The organism is Isoptericola sp. S6320L, from assembly GCF_023015685.1.
Classification (GTDB): Bacteria; Actinomycetota; Actinomycetes; order Actinomycetales; family Cellulomonadaceae; genus Isoptericola; species Isoptericola halotolerans_A.
Window position 1 is genome coordinate 39,725 of record NZ_JALKAT010000017.1, and the last position, 16,548, is coordinate 56,272.

Here is a 16,548-nt window from a genome sequence, read left to right on the forward strand (position 1 = left end):
GGTAGGGGGCGAGCCGTTGCCCCGAACGTTCCGAATCCTGCGCATCCATGGCCACTCTTGCAGCATTCGATACTCTGATCACAACAAATCACCGCATCGACGCCGAGGACGGGCTGTGGACGACACCAACCGCAAGATCGTGGGCCTGCTGCTGCGCGACGGGCGCGCCTCCTACGCGGAGATCGGCGAGGCCGTGGGCCTGTCGGCACCCGCGGTCAAGCGACGCGTCGACCGCATGCAGGCCCGCGGCGAGATCTCCGGCTTCACCGTGCGGGTCTCCCCCGAGCAGCTCGGCTGGCGCATCGAGGCCTACGTCGAGGTGTTCTGCCGCGGCAACATCTCCCCCGCCGCCCTGGAGCGGGACTTCGGCTCCATCCCCGAGGTGGTGCGCGTCGACACCGTCACCGGCGAGGCGGACGCGCTGGTGCAGATCATGGCGGACTCGATGGCCGACGTGGAACGCATCGTCGAGTCGTTCCGGGTGGGCGCGCGCGTGGACAAGACGCGCACGGCGATCGTCATGTCCCGGGTGATCGACCGCCCGGCCCGCGCCGACGCGGGGTCGGTGTGACGATCCGGCGTCGCCCCGCCCGTGCGGCCGCCGCGCTTGCCGCGGCCGTGGCGATCGCGGCCGCGACGGCGGCGTGCACCCCGGGCGAGTCACCGGCCACGGTGCCCGACGACGTCGCCTCGAGCCTGCAGGTCGAGGTCCGTCAGGACCGCACCCAGTACGCCGACGGCACCGCGAAGCTGCACGTGACCAACGGCTCCGCCGAGACGCTCACGCTCCTGTCCGGACGGCTGGAGGCCAGCGGGTTCGGGCCGAGCGGCCCGGACGGCTCCGCGCCGGCGGCGACGCTGCGGCCAGGAGGGGCGCGGGACGTGCGGATCACCCTCGGCGAGGTGGACTGCGACGCCGCACCTCCGGCGTCGGGCACCCCGGGTGCGCCCGACCCGGGCGGGTCCGACGCGGGCGCGGCGGGCGGGGTGCCGGTGCAGGTGACGGTGGAGCTCGGCGAGGCCGCCGCACCGGGACCGCCGCGGCGGGTGGGGCTTACCGCGACCGATCCGCACGGGCGTCTCGCCGCCGTCCACACCCAGGAGTGCGCACGGCGGCTCGTCGCGTCGGGCGCCGACCTGCGGGTGCTGCCGGACCTCGGGACGGAGCAGCGCGGGGACCACCTCGTGCTGCTGCTGCGCGTGCGCGTGGAGCCGGTGCCCGGTGGCCCAGCCGTCAGGCTGGACCGGGTCACCGGCACCACGCTCATGGCCCCTGCCGACGGTGCCGCGGCGTGGACCGGCGAGGCCCTGGAGCCGGACGGCGCGGGTGACGTCGTCCTCGACGTCACCCCGCAGCGGTGCGACCCGCACGCCGTGGCCGAGGACAAGCGCGGCACGTTCGTGCCCGTCCTGGCCACGGTGGACGGCGCCGAGCAGCCCCCGGTCTACCTGCCGATGCCCGAGGAGGCGCAGCCGGCGTTCTTCGACTGGCTCGGCGAGGCCTGCGGCTGGGACTGACGCGACCCAGCTCAGCCGGCGAGCTGCCAGGGGCCCCACGGCGAGCCGCCGGGCTCCTGGTTCCGCGTCCACCACTGCGCCTCGTAGGTGGCGCCGTCGTGCTCGACGACGTCACCGGCGGTGAAGACCCGCGAGGACGTCCACACGGCGGTGCCGTCGGAGGTCGCGGCGATCTCCTGCCACGAGCCCCACGGCGAGGCGCCCGGGGTCTCGGTGGTCCACCACATGGCCTCGAAGAGGCGGCCGTCCAGGGTCACCTGGTCCCCGGCCGTGTACACCGAGCCCGGCGTCCACTCCGGCTTGCCGCCCTGGGCCTCGACCTCGCCGACGACGACCTCGGTGCCCGTGCTGGAGCCGACGAGCGTGAGCGTGCCCGCCTGCTTCTTCGGCAGGGTCAGCTCCACGGCCGCGGTCCCGACCTCGTCGAACGCCTCGCTGCCCACGGTGCTGTCGACGGCGAACCGGCCGATCTCCTCGCCGTCGAGCTCGACGACCAGCTCCTCGTCCGTGACGTCGGCGGCGGTGGACATCGACCAGGAGGAGACGTCGAACGCCGTCTTCTTGCCCGCCTTCAGCGCCTCGTTCTTGCTGAAGGACACCCCGACGGCTCGCTGGCTCGCGTCGACCTCGAGCGGCTCGTCCGTGGCCTGCTCGGCCATGTAGTCGACGAACGCCGTCAGGTCGATCTTGCCCGTGTCGCGTGCGTCGGCGCCCTCGGCGAAGACCCGGAAGTTGTCGCCACCGGCGGCCAGGAACGAGTTCACCGTCACGGAGTACGAGGCGTCGAGGTCGATCGCCTCGCCGTCGAGCCACATGCCGGTGATCCGGTCGCCCTCGGCGAGCGCCGGGTCGTAGGTGTAGGTGAAGCCCTCGGAGACGCCGAGCCGCAGGAACGGCCGCGACGGGACGTTGCCGGCGGCGTCGCGCTGCCACTGCTGCTCGAGCGCCGTCTTGATCTGCTCGCCGGTGAGCTGCATGTTGACCAGCGTGTTGGCGAACGGCTGCACCACGGCGGCCTGCTGGTAGGTCAGCGTGCGCGGCAGCTCGGACTCCGGGTCACCGGTCAGGTCGGCGCGCAGGCCGCCCGGGTTCATGAACGCGATCTGCGCGGAGCCGGCCTCCTCCGTCTCGGTGGCCCACTGCTGCACCTCGGCCACGAGGTTGCCCAGGGTGGACTCGCCACCGCGGTTCTCGACGAGCACCTCATCGCCGGTCTCGGAGTCCACGCCCCAGCGCTGCGCACGGTTGTGGACGCCGGCGACCTCGCCGAGCGGCTCGGCACCGAGCTCGGCCGCGACGTCCTCGGCGTCGTCGACGATCTGCTGGACCTCGGGGTCGGCCGGGTAGTTGCCGAGCAGCGGCAGCACGTCGGTCTCGAGGCCGAGCACGTCGCCCGTGTCCGGGTCGACGGTGTAGACGAGCTGGTTGAGGTTCACACCGTACTGCCCGGCCGAGACGACGGGCCGCTCGGTGACGGCCTCGCCCGCCCACTCGGCGACGGGGACCCGGCAGTCGTACTCCAGGTGCGTGTGGCCGGAGACGATCGCGTCGACGTCGCCGTCGAGCCCGGTGACGATCTCGCCGAACGCGCCGTCGGTGACGCTCGCGCAGTCGCTCGACGTGGCGCCCTCGTGCACCAGCAGGACGACGACGTCGACGCCCTCGGCGCGCAGGGCGTCCGCCTCGGCGTTGGCCGAGTCGACGATGTCGGTGACCTCGATGTCCTCGATGCCGGACGGGCTGACGAGGAACGGCAGGTCCTCGGTCACCGCGCCGACGAACCCGATCTCGACCCCGCCCTGGGAGGAGATGTACGAGGCGGGGACGGCGTCGTCGCCGGTGGCCCGCATCTTGAGGTTGGCCGCGACGTACTCCCACTCGGCGCCGCCGTAGGGGTTGGTCTCGGGGTCGAAGTCACCGAGGACGCGGTCGACGAGGTCGCTGTAGCCGCCGTCGAGCTCGTGGTTGCCGACCGCCGAGACGTCGAGGCCCGCGGCGTTGAGGGCGTCGATGGTCGGCTTGTCCTGCTGGATGAACGACTCGAAGGTCGAGGCGCCGATGAGGTCGCCCGCGGCGGCGAAGACCGTGTTCGGGTTCTCGCCGCGCAGCTCCTGCACCGCGCCGGCGAGCACGGCGGCGCCGGCGCTGCCGTTGAACGAGTCCTCGAGGATGCGGCCGTGGAAGTCGTTGGTGGCCAGGATCTGGATGTCGACCGGGTCGGCGGCCTGGGCCGGCAGGGCGCCCACGGTGACGACACCGGCGAGCGCGAGGCCGAGCGTCGTGGCTCCGGCCACCTGCTTGCGCGTGGTGTGCATGTGTGATGTCTCCCACTGTTCGAGATGGATGGCATCACACTAGCCAGCACCACCGACCCGCGGGCACCGGGCGGGTAACGATCGGGGAAACTACGGACGGCGGTCCGGCGCGCCGGGGATCTGCGGGGGCGCGGCGAGGTGCCCGGTGCGGCGCAGCCACCACTCCGCGAGCAGCGTGGCCAGCGGCGGGACGGCGGCCGCGAGCGCCACGAGGGTGCGCCAGATCCCCCAGCGATACCGGACGGCCACGATCAGCGCGACGATCCCGTAGGCCACGAACGCCCCGCCGTGCAGCCGCCCGAACAGCCAGACCCCCGCCTCGGTGGTCTCGGTGACGTACTTGAGGAACATCCCGACGAGCAGGCCGGCCCAGGTGAAGGCCTCGATCCAGGCGACGACGACGTAGAGCCGGCCGAGGCCGGTCGGCCGGGTCGGGGCGGTGGCACGGGCGACGGCGGGCCGGGCGTCGGCAGGCTGAGTGTCGGCGGGCGCGGGCATGCGGGTGTCCTTCCGGGACGGGTGGGGTCGCCGGGTCCAACGGCCGACGGCGGGCGCGAGTTCCACGCCCGCCGGCAGCGCTCGGTGCTCAGCGCTCAGCGCTGCGCCGCGGGTCGCACGACGATCTCGTTGACGTCGACGTCGGCGGGCTGCCCGACGGCGAAGGCGACGGCCCGCGCGACGGCGTCCGCCGGGATGCTCGCCGCCCGGTAGGTCTCCATCGCCGAGGCGGCGAGCGGGTCCGTGATGTGGTCCGCCAGCTCGCTCGCCACGACGCCGGGCGAGATCGTCGTCACCCGGATGCTCGGGTCGGACTCCTGCCGCAGCCCTTCGGTCAGCGCCCAGGCCGCGGACTTGGTGGCGGAGTACACCGCCGAGGTGGGGACGACCTCGTGGGCCCCGATGGAGGCGACGGTCACCACGTGCCCGCCGCCCTGGGCGCGAAAGTGCGGCAGGACGGCCGCGATGCCGTGCAGGAGCCCCCGGACGTTGACGTCTAGCATGCGGTCCCACTCGTCGACCAGCAGCGCGTCGAGCCGGGACAGCAGCATCACGCCGGCGTTGCCGACCAGGACGTCGAGGCGGCCTCGGTCGGCGACCACGGCGTCCACCAGCGTGCTCACCGCGGTCCGGTCGGTCACGTCGAGGCCGCGGGCCTCGGCGCTGTGTCCCTGCTCGCGCAGCTGCGCCACCACGGTGTCGAGCCGGTCGGTGCGCCGGGCGGTCAGGACCACGTGGTGCCCGTCCGCGGCGAGGCGGCGGGCGGTCGCCTCGCCGATCCCGCTGCTGGCCCCGGTCACGAGGACGGTCTTGCCGGTCGAGGTCTCGGTCGTGCTCGTCATGTTCGTCGTGTGGGTCGTCATGCCGTCGACCTTCCTCGCCGCCCGCCGGCCCCGGAAGGACGTGCCGTGCCTGGGAGCGGCGCACCCTCCCTCGCGAGCCCGCCCCGACCTAGCATCGAGACCATGGCCTCGACCCCGCTCGGCGACTTCCTCCGCGGCCGGCGCGCCCGCGTGACCCCGCACGAGGCCGGGGTGCCGGTCGTGGGGGTGCGCCGCGTGCCGGGCCTGAGGCGCGAGGAGGTCGCGATGCTGGCCGGGATGAGCGTCGACTACTACGTCCGCCTCGAGCAGGGCCGCGAGCGCCACCCGTCGGCGCAGGTGCTGGACGCGCTGAGCCAGGTGCTGCAGCTCGACGACGACGCCCGGCTGCACCTGTACCGGATCGCCGGTCTCGCCCCCGCACCGGGACGGGCGACGCTGCCCGAGCAGGTCGACGCCGGGCTGGCCGACCTGCTGGACCGGTGGCCGGACACTCCCGCGATCGTCGTCGGCCGCGCCTACGACGTGCTGGCCACCAACGCCCTGGCCGGCGCGCTCTTCGACGGCTTCGACGACGGCGCGAACCTGGTCCTCACGGTGTTCCTCGATCCCGCGGCACGCACGTTCTACCCGGACTGGGACGAGGTGGCGAGCAGGACGGTCGCGGGCTTCCGGCTCCTGCACGGAGCCTTCCCCCACGACCCCCGGATCCGCGAGGTGCTGAGCACCGTGACCGCGCAGAGCACCGAGTTCGCCGACCGGTGGGCACGCCACGACGCGCGCGGCAAGGGGCACGGCACCAAGCGGTTCCACCACCCGGACGTCGGCGGGCTCACGCTACGGATGCAGACGTTCGACGTCCCCGCGAGCCCTGGTCAGCAGCTCGTGGTCTACCACGCCCACGACGAGTCGAGCGCCGAGGCCCTCCGGTTGCTGGGGTCGCTCGCCGCCACCCGCAGCGCGTCGCACGCCTGGGCCGCGCCGGGCCTGCCACCGTCGGACGGTCTGCCATGATCGCCCGGTGAGCGAGCACAGCGGACGACGTCGGTGGTGGGCCCTGGGTGCGCTGGCGGCGGGTGTGCTGGTGGTCGCCGTCGCGGCCGCCCTGGTCTGGGAGGGCGTCCTGTGGCCGAACCGGCTCGCCGCGGACGACTACGACGTGCGCGGCGTCGACGTCTCCGCCTACCAGGGCGAGATCGACTGGCCCGTGCTGGCGGAGCAGGACCTCGACTTCGCGTTCATCAAGGCGACCGAGGGGTCGAGCCACGTCGACGAGCGGTTCGCCGCGAACTGGGCGGGCGCGCAGGAGACGGACCTGTTGGTGGGCGCCTACCACTTCCTCAGCTTCGAGAGCCCGGGCGCGGGCCAGGCGGCGCACCTGATCGAGCAGGTGCCGGCGGCCCCGGGCACGCTGCCTCCCGTCGTCGACGTCGAGTACTACGGCGACTTCGCGGCGGACCCGCCGTCGGTGACCGAGCTGCGCGGCATCCTCGACCCGATGCTCGACGCGCTCGAGGAGCACTACGGTGCGCCGCCCATCATCTACACGACCCAGGAGGTGCGGGAGGTCTACCTCGGTGCGGAGTACGACCGCTACCCGTTGTGGATCCGCTCGGTGGCGCTCACCCCAGAGGTGCCGCGCCGCGACTGGGAGTTCTGGCAGTACTCCGACCGCGACGTGCTCGACGGGTACGCCGGCGAGGAGACGCACATCGACATGAACGTGTTCGACGGCTCCCTGGAGGACCTGCGCGCCCTGGCCCTCTGAGGCCCCGGCTCAGCGGGCGAGCGCGGCCGCCAGCTCCGCCGTCGTCGTCACGGGCCGGTCGCAGACGAACCCGCGGCACACGTAGGCGGCCGGGTCGCCGGCCACGAGGGGCCGGTCCGCCAGGAGCGGCACGCCGTCGGCGTCGGGCGGTCCGTGCACGACGACGGCACCGGCGGCGGGCGTGCGGCGCGCGGTCCGCGCGAGGTCGGCCGCTCCGGGGCCGGTGCCCACCACGGCGACCTGCAGCGGCCCGGCCGCGAGGGCCTCGGCGGCGGCGAGCGCCCAGCCGGCGAACCGCGGCGCCTGGCGGGCGAGCGCCCCGGACGCGGCGACGGCTGCCTCGGCGGCAGCGCGGTGCCGCGGCGACCGGGTGAGCGCGGCGTACGTGACCAGGGCGGCCGCGAGCGCCGACTGACCCGACGGCTCCGGGCCGTCGCTCGGGTCGCGCGGGCGCACCACGAGCCGCTCGGCGTCGTCGGCCACGTCGTAGAAGCCGCCTCCGTGCGGATCGCTGAAGTGGTCCAGCGCCACGTCGAGCACCTCGCCGGCGGCGTCGAGCCAACGTGCCTCGCCGGTCGCCTGGTGCAGAGCCAGCAGCCCCTCGGCCAGGTCGCCGTGGTCGGCCGCCACCCCGGCGGGCGCCCCGACCACCCCGTCACGGGAGGCGCGCCGCAGCCGACCGTCGACGACGTGGCGGTCGAGCAGCAGCTCCGCGCACTCCCGGGCCGCGCCCACCCAGGCGTCCTGCTCGAGCAGCGCTCCGGCGTCGGCCAGCGCCGCGACCGCGAGGCCGTTCCAGGCGGTGACGACCTTGTCGTCGCGGGCGGGCTGCGGGCGCTCGTCACGGGCGGCCAGCAGCCGGGCGCGCACGTCCGCCCACCAGGCGGGATCCGGGTCCTCGGGCAGCTGCAGGGTCGACGCCCCGCCCTCGAAGGTGCCCGCCTCCGTGACCGCGTGAACCTCCGCAGCCCGCGTGCCGTCGTCGTCCCCGAGCACGTCGCGCAGCTGCGCGGGCGTCCAGGCGTAGGTGAGACCCTCAACGGCGTGACCGTCCACGACCGTGTCGGCGTCGAGTGCCGAGGCGAAGCCGCCCTCGGCGGTGCGCAGGTCCCGCAGGAGGAACTCCGCGGTCTCGCGGGCGACGCGCTCGGCGAGCGGCGAGCCGGTCGCCCGCCACAGGTGGGCGTAGACGCGCAGGAGCTGCGCGTTGTCGTAGAGCATCTTCTCGAAGTGCGGCACCACCCAGCGCGCGTCCACGGAGTAGCGCGCGAACCCGCCGCCGAGCTGGTCGTAGATCCCGCCGCGCGCCATGGCCTCGCACGTCCGCTCGACCAGGGCCAGGGCGGCGGCGTCGCCCGTGCGGGCGTGGTGGCGCAGCAGGTGCTCGAGCGTCATCGAGGGCGGGAACTTCGGCGCCCCGCCGAACCCGCCGTGGACCCGGTCCGCGTCACGCGCGACGGCGGAGACCGCGCCGGCGAGCGCCGCGTCGTCGAGCGGCGCTCCGGGCAGCGGGCCTGCCGTCCGCGCGATCGCCTCGGTCACGGCGGCGCCGTGCTGCACGACGGCGTCACGCCGGTCGGCCCAGGCGTCGCGGACCGCGCCGAGCACCCCGAGGAAGTGCTCGCGGGGGAAGTAGGTGCCGCAGTGGAACGCCTCGCCGTCCGGGGTGAGGAACGCCGTCATGGGCCAGCCGCCCTGCCCGGTCATGGCCTGGGTGGCGGTCATGTAGACGGAGTCGACGTCGGGGCGCTCCTCCCGGTCCACCTTGACCGGCACGAACGCGTCGTTGATCACCTGTGCGACGCCGTCGTCCTCGAAGGACTCGTGGGCCATGACGTGGCACCAGTGGCAGGCGGCGTACCCGACGGAGAGCAGCACCGGGACGTCGCGGCGCCGCGCCTCGGCGAACGCGTCCTCTCCCCACTGCCACCAGTCGACGGGGTTGTCCGCGTGCTGGCGCAGGTACGGGCTGGTGGCGGTGCGCAGGCGATCGGCCATGTCACCACGCTACGTGCTGCCGTGCAGCGCCCGGTGCCGTGGCGCTCCCGCAGGGTGATCGGGGCCGGCTCGGGTTAGGGTTCGTCACCGTGACCGAGGTGACCCCGCCGCCGCCAGCTCTCCTGCCCGTCAGGACGAGCCGGCTCGTGCTGCGCACCTATCGGGACGACGACATCGACGCGCTGCTCGACTACTACGCCGACCCGGAGGTCGCCCGGTTCCTGCTGGAGGAGCCGTGGACGCGCGAGGTCGCCGAGACCCAGCTCGCGCTGCGCAAGCTGCGTACCGGCGTCGACGGGCCGGCGTCCGCGCTGGCGCTCGTCGTCGAGCACGAGGGGGTGGTCGTGGGTGACATCTCCCTGTGGACCACCGGAGACACCGTCTCCCGCGGCGAGGTGGGGTGGGCGTTCCACCCGGAGCACGGCGGGCGCGGGTTCGCGACCGAGGCGCTGCGCTCGCTGCTCGGCATCGCGTTCGACCGCTACCGGATGCACCGGGTGGTCGCCCAGCTCGACGCCCGCAACGAGGCGTCCGCGCGGCTCTGCGAACGGGTCGGGATGGTGCGCGAGGGCAAGCTCCGCGCCGACTGGTGGTCCAAGGGCGAGTGGACCGACACCCTCGTCTACGGGATGCTCGCCCGCGAGTGGCAGCGGCCCTGAGCCGTCTGGTCGTCGCACAAGGGCGGGACACCCCCGCTCGGCACGCATAGAATCGTTTCGATGAATACCGTCGGCCCTGCCGTCGACTCCCGCCGCGCCACGATCATCCTGGTCGCGCTGGCTGCCTCGACGTTCCTCTTCGTGACCGTGGAGTCACTGCCCTCGGGCCTGCTCACCCTCATGGCGCCGGACCTCGACCGGCCGACCTCCCAGATCGGCCTGCTGGTCACCGCCTACGCCCTCGTGGTGCTGGTGAGCTCCGTGCCGCTCGCGCACGTCACCCGGAGCATCCCCCGCCGGTGGGTGCTCTCCGCCTGCGCCGGCGTCGCCGCCGTCGCCACGCTGTGGGCCGCGCTGACGCCGTCGTACGAGCAGCTCATGATCGCCCGCGTGGTGACCGCGCTCGCCCAGGCGCTGTTCTGGGTCGCCGTGGTGCCCGCCACCGCCGGGCTGTTCCCGCCGGGACAGCGCGGCAAGGCGATGGCCCGGCTCGCGATCGGCAACTCGCTCGCCCCCGTGCTGGGCGTGCCGGCGGGGACCTGGCTCGGCGAGCTCACCTCGTGGCGGGTCACGTTCGTCGCCGTCGCGGTGCTGTCCACGATCATCACCGTCATCGTCATCGCGCTCTTCCCGTCGGTGGCGCCGTCGGCCGGCGGGGCGAGCGAGGCGCCGTTCCCGTCGGGACGGCGGTTCGGGTTCCTCATGGTCACCACGGTGCTGGTGGTCACCGGCGCGTTCGGCGTGATCACGTTCGTCACCCAGTACCTGCAGGACGTCGCGGGCTACACGCAGTCCGACATCCCGGCCCTGCTCCTGCTGCAGGGCGGTGCGGGCGTGGTGGGCGCCGTCGTCGTCGGCCGGTTCCTCGACAAGCGCCCCGTGGGCGCCTACCTCGTCGGGGCCACCGTGCTGGCCGTCGCGCTGGTGGGCCTCTGGGCCGTGGGTGAGTCGCCGGTCGGTGCCGTGGCGTGCCTGGCCCTCTTCGGGTTCGCGTTCTCCACCGTGCCGCCCGTGCTGTCCCACCGCGTGCTGCTGGTCGCGCCGCGCGGGACCAACATGGGGCAGGCGATCTCGTCGTCGCTGTTCAACCTGGGGATCGCGGCCGGCTCGGGTCTCGGCGCGCTGCTGGTGTCGATGGTCGGCGTACGGGCCGTGCCGCTGGTGAGCGCGGGGTTGGTGCTGCTGGCGCTCGCCGTCGCGCTGGTCGAGGAGCGGATGTGCGCACCGCTCGACTCGGTGGCACGGCGGGCCGTCGACGAGGTCGTCGCGGAGGACCTCTCCGCGTGACCGCCGCCGCTCACAGGCCGGCGAGCAGAGCGGCGATCTCGGCGCGCACGGCGGGCTCGCGCGCGTACGACGAGTGGTCGCAGCGGACGTGGAGCGCGGTGACGTCCCGGCCGGCGGTCGCCGAGGCGACGGCGACCACACGGTCGTTCGCCCCGTCGAAGAGGCCACGGAAGAACCCCGGGAACGCACCCCACGAGTCGCCGCCGACGCCGTCCGGAGCCACCGACCCGGCCGCGGCCACGAAGGGCGGCCCCGGCGTCGCGCGCAACCGCCCGAGACAGCTCGACCGGGCGTGCATGTCACGGATCCCCTCCGGCAGCTGGAACCGCAGCTCGCGCAGCACCGCCCGCGTGAGGACGTCGACGACCGGACCCGCCGTCGACCGCAGGGCGGCGAGACCGGCGGCCAGCCCGCGGCGGCCACGCTCCGTCACGTCGATGACCGGGGTGCCGCCGAACGGTGCGCCGAGGGTGAGCGTGCGCACCGTGACGCCGTCGGCGGCCAGCAGGATCCCGGCGTCCCGCGCGACGAGGCCGCCGCGGGAGTGCCCGACCAGGAGCACGGACGCCGCCCCGAGCGCTCGCACCCCGGCGACCAGCTCGTCCACGCTCTCCCAGATCGGCAGCCAGGTGTCGTGCTCGAACCGCAGCACGGGCACGTCGGCCCCCGCGGCGCCCACGACGTCGAGCACGGTCTCCGCCAACGGGATCGCGCAGCTCATCGTGCCGTGCACGACGACGACGGCCCGGTCGTGGGGACCGGCGTCGGCGAGCTCGGGCGCCGCCGCCGCGACGTGCGGCAGCGCCCGGTGGTGCCGCGCCAGGCGGGCGCTGCGGCTCGGGTCCCGCGAACCGGTGAAGGTGCTGCCCGACCTCCGCCGCAGCAGACGGCCCACCAGGTAGCCGGCCCGGCCCCCGACGGACAGCGGCACGTCCACGCGCGCGTCGCCGGGGTGGACGGTCGCATCACCGTCGGTCACCGACGTGCCGGCGCCCACATAGGCGCGCCAGTCGACGGCGACGTCGCCGTCGTCCACCCAGGGGCCGTCCCACCCGCGTCTCATCGCCACCTCGACCGCCTCCTGGACGAACGGGCCGTCGGGGTCGGCGTCCTCCGTGAGGTCCAGGGTGACGCCGGTGGTCCCGGGCGGCAGCACCGCGACGAACGCGTCGGGGGCATAGATCGTCACACCGCTGCGGGTGGTCTCCGTGTCGAGCAGGCGGGTCCACAGCCAGCCGTCGTGGGACTCCGCGTCGAACCACAGGTCCCCCGTGCGGTGCAGGACGTCCTGGATCGGCTGGAGCGCGCCGCGGGACGGCAGCTCCGTGGAACCGAGCGGGCTCCAGGTCTCCGGGCTCTCCCCCAGCACGACGTGCGAGTCGGCCGCCTCCCGGAGGAGCCGCTCGGTCAGTGCGCGGGCCGGCGGCTCTCCCCGGACCTGGCCGAGGAGTTCCGCAAGCATCCCCGCGGCGTCCTCCGGGTGTACCTCGCGGGCGAGCACGCCCGCCACGCCCTCGGCCGGCATGCGGGACTCGTCCCCCCACCACAGCAGCGGGACGGTGCGCTCGCGGCCCTCGACCTGCGCACGCACCCGGACCATGGAGCCCCCCGTCGACGGAACTGCTCCCAGGTCTACTGCACCACGGGGGTCGCGGACCGCACCGGCGACGAGTTCACCCAGGTGAACAACGGCGCTGCGGCATCATGGTCGCCATGGACGACGCCGCGCGCTGCCCCTGCCTGACCGGCCTGCCGTACGGCGAGTGCTGCGGGCCGCTGCACGCCGGCGCACGGGCGGCCGGCACCGCCGAGGCGCTGATGCGGTCGCGGTACGCGGCCTTCGCCGTCGGCGACGCGGCGTACCTTCTGCGGACGTGGCACCCGACGACGCGGCCGTCGTCGCTCACGTTGGACCCGGACCAGCAGTGGCGCCGGCTCGACGTCCTGGCCACGCGCGGCGGCGGCCCGTTCGACGACGACGGCGAGGTGGAGTTCGTCGCGACGTTCCGGTCGGCGGTGGGTGCGGGTGCGGGTGCGGGTGCCGGGCGCGGGCGGCTGCACGAGGTGAGCCGGTTCGTCCGCGAGGGCGGCCGGTGGTTCTACGTGGACGGGGACGTCGCGGGGTGAAATGACGGGCGGTGGGTAGTTCTGCCCGTGGACGCCCCTTCCGCCCTGGTCGGCGGCTCGGTACGGTCAGCATCCCGCCACCAACCACCACCAAGGGGACAAATCCGTGACCGACCACCCGCCGCCGTACCCCGGCACGCCCGCCGAACCGCCGACCGACGGGACCGCTGAGCCCGCGGCGCACGCCGAGGCCGCAGCCGCGGCGCCCGTGCGGCGCTCGCGCAAGGGCCTCGTGATCGGCGGCTCGATCGCCGCCGGGCTCCTCGTGCTCGGCGGCGCCGGCGCTGCCGCCTACGCCATGCTGGACGGCGGTGGCGCTCAGCCCGAGGCGGCGCTGCCGGCGTCCACCATCGGGTACGTGCGCGTCGACCTCGACCCGTCCGCCGAGCAGAAGATCAACCTGCTGCGCCTCGCCGACCGGCTGCCGGATCTCTCCGCGGACCTGGGCGTCGAGATCGACGAGGACTCCGACCTCAAGCAGGTCATCGCCGAGGCGGTCACCGCGAGCGGTGAGTGCGACCTCGACTACGACGCCGACATCGCCCCGTGGATCGGGGACCGCGGCGCGCTCGCCGCCGTCCCGGGCGCCGACGGCGAGCCGCAGCCCGTGTGGGTGCTGGCCGTGACCGACGAGGACGCCGCGCGGCCCGCGCTCGAGTCCGGCCTGGGATGCGGCGAGACGATCGGCGCCGACCAGGTCGCCTTCACCGAGGGGTACGCGATCGTCACCGACGGCGCGCCCGCCGCCGACGTCGTGGCCGACACCGAGCAGGGCTCGCTCGCGGACGACGCGACCTTCGCCGCGGACATGGCAGCGCTCGGCGACCCGGGGCTCGTGTCCTTCTGGGCCGACGCCGAGGCCGCCCTCGACTGGTCGCTCGCCGCGATCCCGGAGCTGACCGACGGCGCGCTGCCCGAGAACGACCTGAAGAACCTCGAAGCCCTCACCACCGCGGCCGGCGCCCTGCGCGTCAACCCGGACGGGATCGAGCTCGAGACCCTCTCCGCCGGGGACGAGGCCGTCGTCGCGCCGTACCGGGCGAGCGGCACCTCGGTGACCACGGAGCTGCCCGAGACCACCCTGCTGGCGCTCGGGGGATCGACCACGCCGGACGCCGTCGACGACGCCTGGGAGCAGTTCCGCGAGCTGTACGACTCGATGGGCTCGTCGCTCGGTGGCGGCGCGCTGATGTCGAGCACCGGCGCCGGCGTCACCGCACCGACGGGCCGGACCGCGCCCACGGGGCCGGTCGGCGGTGACGTCGACCCGTTGGAGGAGTACTGCCTGGAGGCGTCCAAGGAGAGCCTCGGGATCACCGGCGACGACCTCTCGGACGACGAGCAGATGATGATCGACGTCTTCATGGACGCCTGCACGGGCGCGGCGGCCGAGGAGCCGACGACCGTCGCGGACGACCCCTGGGGCGGGGCCGGCCAGCCGGACTTCGACGGCATGGTGGCCCTCCTCGAGGAGGAGTACGACCTCCGCCTGCCCGACGACCTCAAGACGCTCGTCGGCGAGCAGGTCGTGCTCGCCGTCGACTCCCGCGGGCTGGAGTCGCTCGACGCGGTCGAAGGCATGGACGACGTCTCGGCGGGCCTGCGCACCGTCGGCGACACCGACGCCCTGCAGGACCTCTCCGGCCGGATCGACAGCCTCCTGACCGAGTCGGACATGGACCCGCTGGCCACGTCGCCCGCCGACGACGGGTTCGTGTTCGCGACGAACGGCGCGTACGCCGACGAGCTGGCCGGCGACGGCGGCCTCGGGTCCACCGACGCCTACCGCAGCGTCGTCAGTCCTGAGGACGTGAGCAGCGTGCTGTACGTGGACCTCGACCGGCTCACGGAGGTGCTGCGTCCCGTCCTGGAGTCCGACCCGACGGCCCTCGGCTACCTCGAGCCGCTGCGCGCGGCAGGCATGACCACCAGCGCCGACGACACGTACGCGAAGGCGACGTTCCGCGTCAGCTTCGACTGACGGTCGCCCGGTCGTGGAGCGATCCTGGAAGGGGCCGTTCCACGACCTCGCCCGCTGAGAGACACTGGCCTCATGGCGCAGGCCCGGGAGACCGACTACCTCGTGATCGGCGCGGGGGCCGCCGGCATGGCGTTCACCGACGCGGTGCTGGACCACAGCGACGCGCACGTCACGCTCGTCGACCGGCGTGACGACGTCGGCGGCCACTGGCGGGACGCCTACCCGTTCGTCCGGCTGCACCAGGCGTCGCCGTTCTACGGGGTGGCGTCCACGCCGTTCGGCGGGGCGATCCAGACGTCCGGCCCGGAGGCCGGCCTGCGCGAGCGCGCCACGGGCGCCGAGGTCTGCGCCTACTACGAGCGCGTGCGGCGCGAGCGGTTCGAGCCCAGCGGCCGGTTCACGTTTCTCGGCGGCCATGACGTGTCCGACGACGGACGGGTGGTCGCGCTCGGTTCCGGCGCCGAGCGGGACGTGCGCGTCCGGCGGCGCGTCGTCGATGCCCGGTACCTGTCGCCGCGCATCCCCGCGCTGGAGCCGCCGCCCTTCGAGGTGTCCGACGGCGTGACGTGCGTGCCGGTGGGCGAGCTGCCGTCGGTCGTGTCGGCCGAGTCGTTCGTGGTGGTCGGGTCGGGGAAGACGGCGACCGATGCCATCGTGTGGCTGCTCGGGCGCGGGGTGTCTGCGGACGCGATCTGCTGGGTGCGGCCGCGCGACCCGTGGATGCTCAACCGGGCCGTGGTGCAGCCTGACCCGGCGATCTTCCTGGGGATGGCGGCGTCGATGATGGAGGCGGGGGCCGCGGCGGCCTCGGTGGACGAGTTCTTCCTGCGGCTCGAGGACGACGGCGTGATGCTGCGTCTTGATCGTGGGGTCACGCCGACCATGGCGCGCGTGCCGACGCTCGCGCGCTGGGAGCTCGAGCTGCTGCGGACCGTGGAGAACGTGGTGCGGCTCGGGCACGTGCGGCGGGTGTCGCCGGGGCTGGTGTCGCTCGACCGCGGGGACGTGCGGGTCGGGGCGGGCGCCGTCGTCGTGCACTGTGCGGCGCAGGGATTGCGGCAGCGGCCCGCCGTGCCCATCTGGTCTGCCGGGCGGATGGTGCTGCAGCCCGTGCGGGCGGGGTTCCCGTGCTTCGGGGCCGCGCTGGTGGGGTACGTCGAGGCGACGCGGCCGGCGTGGAGCGATGCGGAGCTCAACGCAGTGTGTCGCTCCACCCCGCTGTTCTCGACTCCGTCCGAGTGGGTCGGCATCCAGGCGGCCGGAGCCCTGGCGACGGCGGCCTACATGGCCGAGCCGGACGTGGCGGCGTGGTCGCACTCGACGCCGCTGAACCCCACGCGGGTGACGGCGGCTGATCGCGAGCGGGACGAGGTGGTCGCGGCGATCGCGCGGTTCAAGGCGGTGTCGGAGGCCGGGGTGCGGGGGATGGTGCGGCTCGGCCGGGCCTGAGGTGCGTGGCCGGCGATCGCTGCGGATTGGCGAGAATCATCGTGCAGAACGGCGAGAACGCCGATGACCTGGCAAGACGCCGGCCGCGCAGCAGTACGAGCGCCTCGCACGAGTCCCTGCATCTGGT

General features: G+C 74.3%; 14 protein-coding genes. 9 read left to right on the forward strand and 5 right to left on the reverse strand.

Features of this window, described 5'->3' with window-relative positions; translation table 11 throughout:
* Positions 1–115 precede the first annotated feature (115 nt).
* Both MWU57_RS10895 and MWU57_RS10900 read left to right on the forward strand, forming a co-directional pair.
* A complete protein-coding gene (locus MWU57_RS10895; protein WP_106265423.1) occupies positions 116–571 on the forward strand; it encodes an Lrp/AsnC family transcriptional regulator in 456 nt (151 codons plus the stop codon).
* Positions 568–1,518, forward strand: coding sequence for a hypothetical protein (locus tag MWU57_RS10900; protein WP_246909198.1), 951 nt, complete (start codon positions 568–570; stop codon positions 1,516–1,518). Before MWU57_RS10895 ends, MWU57_RS10900 begins: the two co-directional genes overlap by 4 nt.
* A gap of 11 nt (positions 1,519–1,529) precedes the next feature.
* Here MWU57_RS10900 and MWU57_RS10905 read toward each other — a convergent pair whose 3' ends face one another.
* From MWU57_RS10905 to MWU57_RS10915, 3 genes are all read right to left on the reverse strand, one after another.
* Entirely contained in the window at positions 1,530–3,833 is a 2,304-nt protein-coding gene (locus tag MWU57_RS10905) for a 5'-nucleotidase C-terminal domain-containing protein (protein WP_246909200.1), read from the reverse strand.
* Positions 3,834–3,923: 90 nt separating this feature from the next.
* Complete coding sequence (locus MWU57_RS10910; RefSeq protein WP_246909201.1) at positions 3,924–4,331, reverse strand: DUF3817 domain-containing protein; 408 nt, start codon at positions 4,329–4,331, stop codon at positions 3,924–3,926.
* Positions 4,332–4,426: 95 nt separating this feature from the next.
* Positions 4,427–5,194, reverse strand: a complete 768-nt coding sequence (locus MWU57_RS10915; protein ID WP_246909202.1) for an SDR family oxidoreductase — start codon at positions 5,192–5,194, stop codon at positions 4,427–4,429.
* A 102-nt stretch (positions 5,195–5,296) separates the two neighbouring features.
* On the opposite strand from MWU57_RS10915, the gene MWU57_RS10920 reads away from it, so the two are divergent.
* Both MWU57_RS10920 and MWU57_RS10925 read left to right on the forward strand, forming a co-directional pair.
* Positions 5,297–6,166, forward strand: coding sequence for a helix-turn-helix transcriptional regulator (locus tag MWU57_RS10920; RefSeq protein ID WP_246909203.1), 870 nt, complete (start codon positions 5,297–5,299; stop codon positions 6,164–6,166).
* 7 nt (positions 6,167–6,173) lie between these two features.
* Positions 6,174–6,920 (forward strand): GH25 family lysozyme, encoded by a 747-nt coding sequence (locus tag MWU57_RS10925; protein ID WP_246909204.1) that lies wholly within the window; start codon positions 6,174–6,176, stop codon positions 6,918–6,920.
* Positions 6,921–6,929: 9 nt separating this feature from the next.
* On the opposite strand, the gene MWU57_RS10930 is transcribed toward MWU57_RS10925, so the two are convergent.
* Positions 6,930–8,918 (reverse strand): thioredoxin domain-containing protein, encoded by a 1,989-nt coding sequence (locus MWU57_RS10930; RefSeq protein ID WP_246909205.1) that lies wholly within the window; start codon positions 8,916–8,918, stop codon positions 6,930–6,932.
* Between the two features lie 89 nt (positions 8,919–9,007).
* On the opposite strand from MWU57_RS10930, the gene MWU57_RS10935 reads away from it, so the two are divergent.
* Both MWU57_RS10935 and MWU57_RS10940 read left to right on the forward strand, forming a co-directional pair.
* On the forward strand, positions 9,008–9,577 hold the full coding sequence (locus MWU57_RS10935; protein WP_246909206.1) for a GNAT family N-acetyltransferase: 570 nt from the start codon (positions 9,008–9,010) through the stop codon (positions 9,575–9,577).
* Positions 9,578–9,637: 60 nt separating this feature from the next.
* Positions 9,638–10,864, forward strand: a complete 1,227-nt coding sequence (locus MWU57_RS10940) for an MFS transporter (RefSeq protein WP_246909207.1) — start codon at positions 9,638–9,640, stop codon at positions 10,862–10,864.
* Positions 10,865–10,874: 10 nt separating this feature from the next.
* Here the strand turns inward: MWU57_RS10940 and MWU57_RS10945 are convergent, their stop codons facing one another.
* The gene (locus tag MWU57_RS10945; protein WP_246909208.1) at positions 10,875–12,464 is read right to left on the reverse strand and encodes a hypothetical protein; all 1,590 of its coding nucleotides are present in this window, start codon (positions 12,462–12,464) and stop codon (positions 10,875–10,877) included.
* A gap of 113 nt (positions 12,465–12,577) precedes the next feature.
* Between MWU57_RS10945 and MWU57_RS10950 the strand changes: the two genes are divergently transcribed.
* From MWU57_RS10950 to MWU57_RS10960, 3 genes are all read left to right on the forward strand, one after another.
* Positions 12,578–12,991: a YchJ family protein gene (locus tag MWU57_RS10950; protein ID WP_246909209.1), complete on the forward strand. Its 414-nt coding sequence runs from the start codon at positions 12,578–12,580 to the stop codon at positions 12,989–12,991.
* Between the two features lie 106 nt (positions 12,992–13,097).
* Complete coding sequence (locus MWU57_RS10955) at positions 13,098–14,972, forward strand: DUF3352 domain-containing protein (RefSeq protein ID WP_246909210.1); 1,875 nt, start codon at positions 13,098–13,100, stop codon at positions 14,970–14,972.
* A gap of 72 nt (positions 14,973–15,044) precedes the next feature.
* Positions 15,045–16,421, forward strand: coding sequence for an NAD(P)-binding protein (locus MWU57_RS10960; RefSeq protein WP_246909211.1), 1,377 nt, complete (start codon positions 15,045–15,047; stop codon positions 16,419–16,421).
* Positions 16,422–16,548 lie beyond the last annotated feature (127 nt).

Coding starts and splice junctions, on each gene's coding strand:
- MWU57_RS10905 (WP_246909200.1), bottom strand. CDS start 3,833: ATGCACACCACGCGCAAGCAGGTGGCCGGAGCCACGACGCTCGGCCTC.
- MWU57_RS10950 (WP_246909209.1), top strand. CDS start 12,578: ATGGACGACGCCGCGCGCTGCCCCTGCCTGACCGGCCTGCCGTACGGC.
- MWU57_RS10920 (WP_246909203.1), top strand. CDS start 5,297: ATGGCCTCGACCCCGCTCGGCGACTTCCTCCGCGGCCGGCGCGCCCGC.
- MWU57_RS10945 (WP_246909208.1), bottom strand. CDS start 12,464: ATGGTCCGGGTGCGTGCGCAGGTCGAGGGCCGCGAGCGCACCGTCCCG.
- MWU57_RS10940 (WP_246909207.1), top strand. CDS start 9,638: ATGAATACCGTCGGCCCTGCCGTCGACTCCCGCCGCGCCACGATCATC.
- MWU57_RS10960 (WP_246909211.1), top strand. CDS start 15,045: ATGGCGCAGGCCCGGGAGACCGACTACCTCGTGATCGGCGCGGGGGCC.
- MWU57_RS10930 (WP_246909205.1), bottom strand. CDS start 8,918: ATGGCCGATCGCCTGCGCACCGCCACCAGCCCGTACCTGCGCCAGCAC.
- MWU57_RS10915 (WP_246909202.1), bottom strand. CDS start 5,194: ATGACGACCCACACGACGAACATGACGAGCACGACCGAGACCTCGACC.
- MWU57_RS10910 (WP_246909201.1), bottom strand. CDS start 4,331: ATGCCCGCGCCCGCCGACACTCAGCCTGCCGACGCCCGGCCCGCCGTC.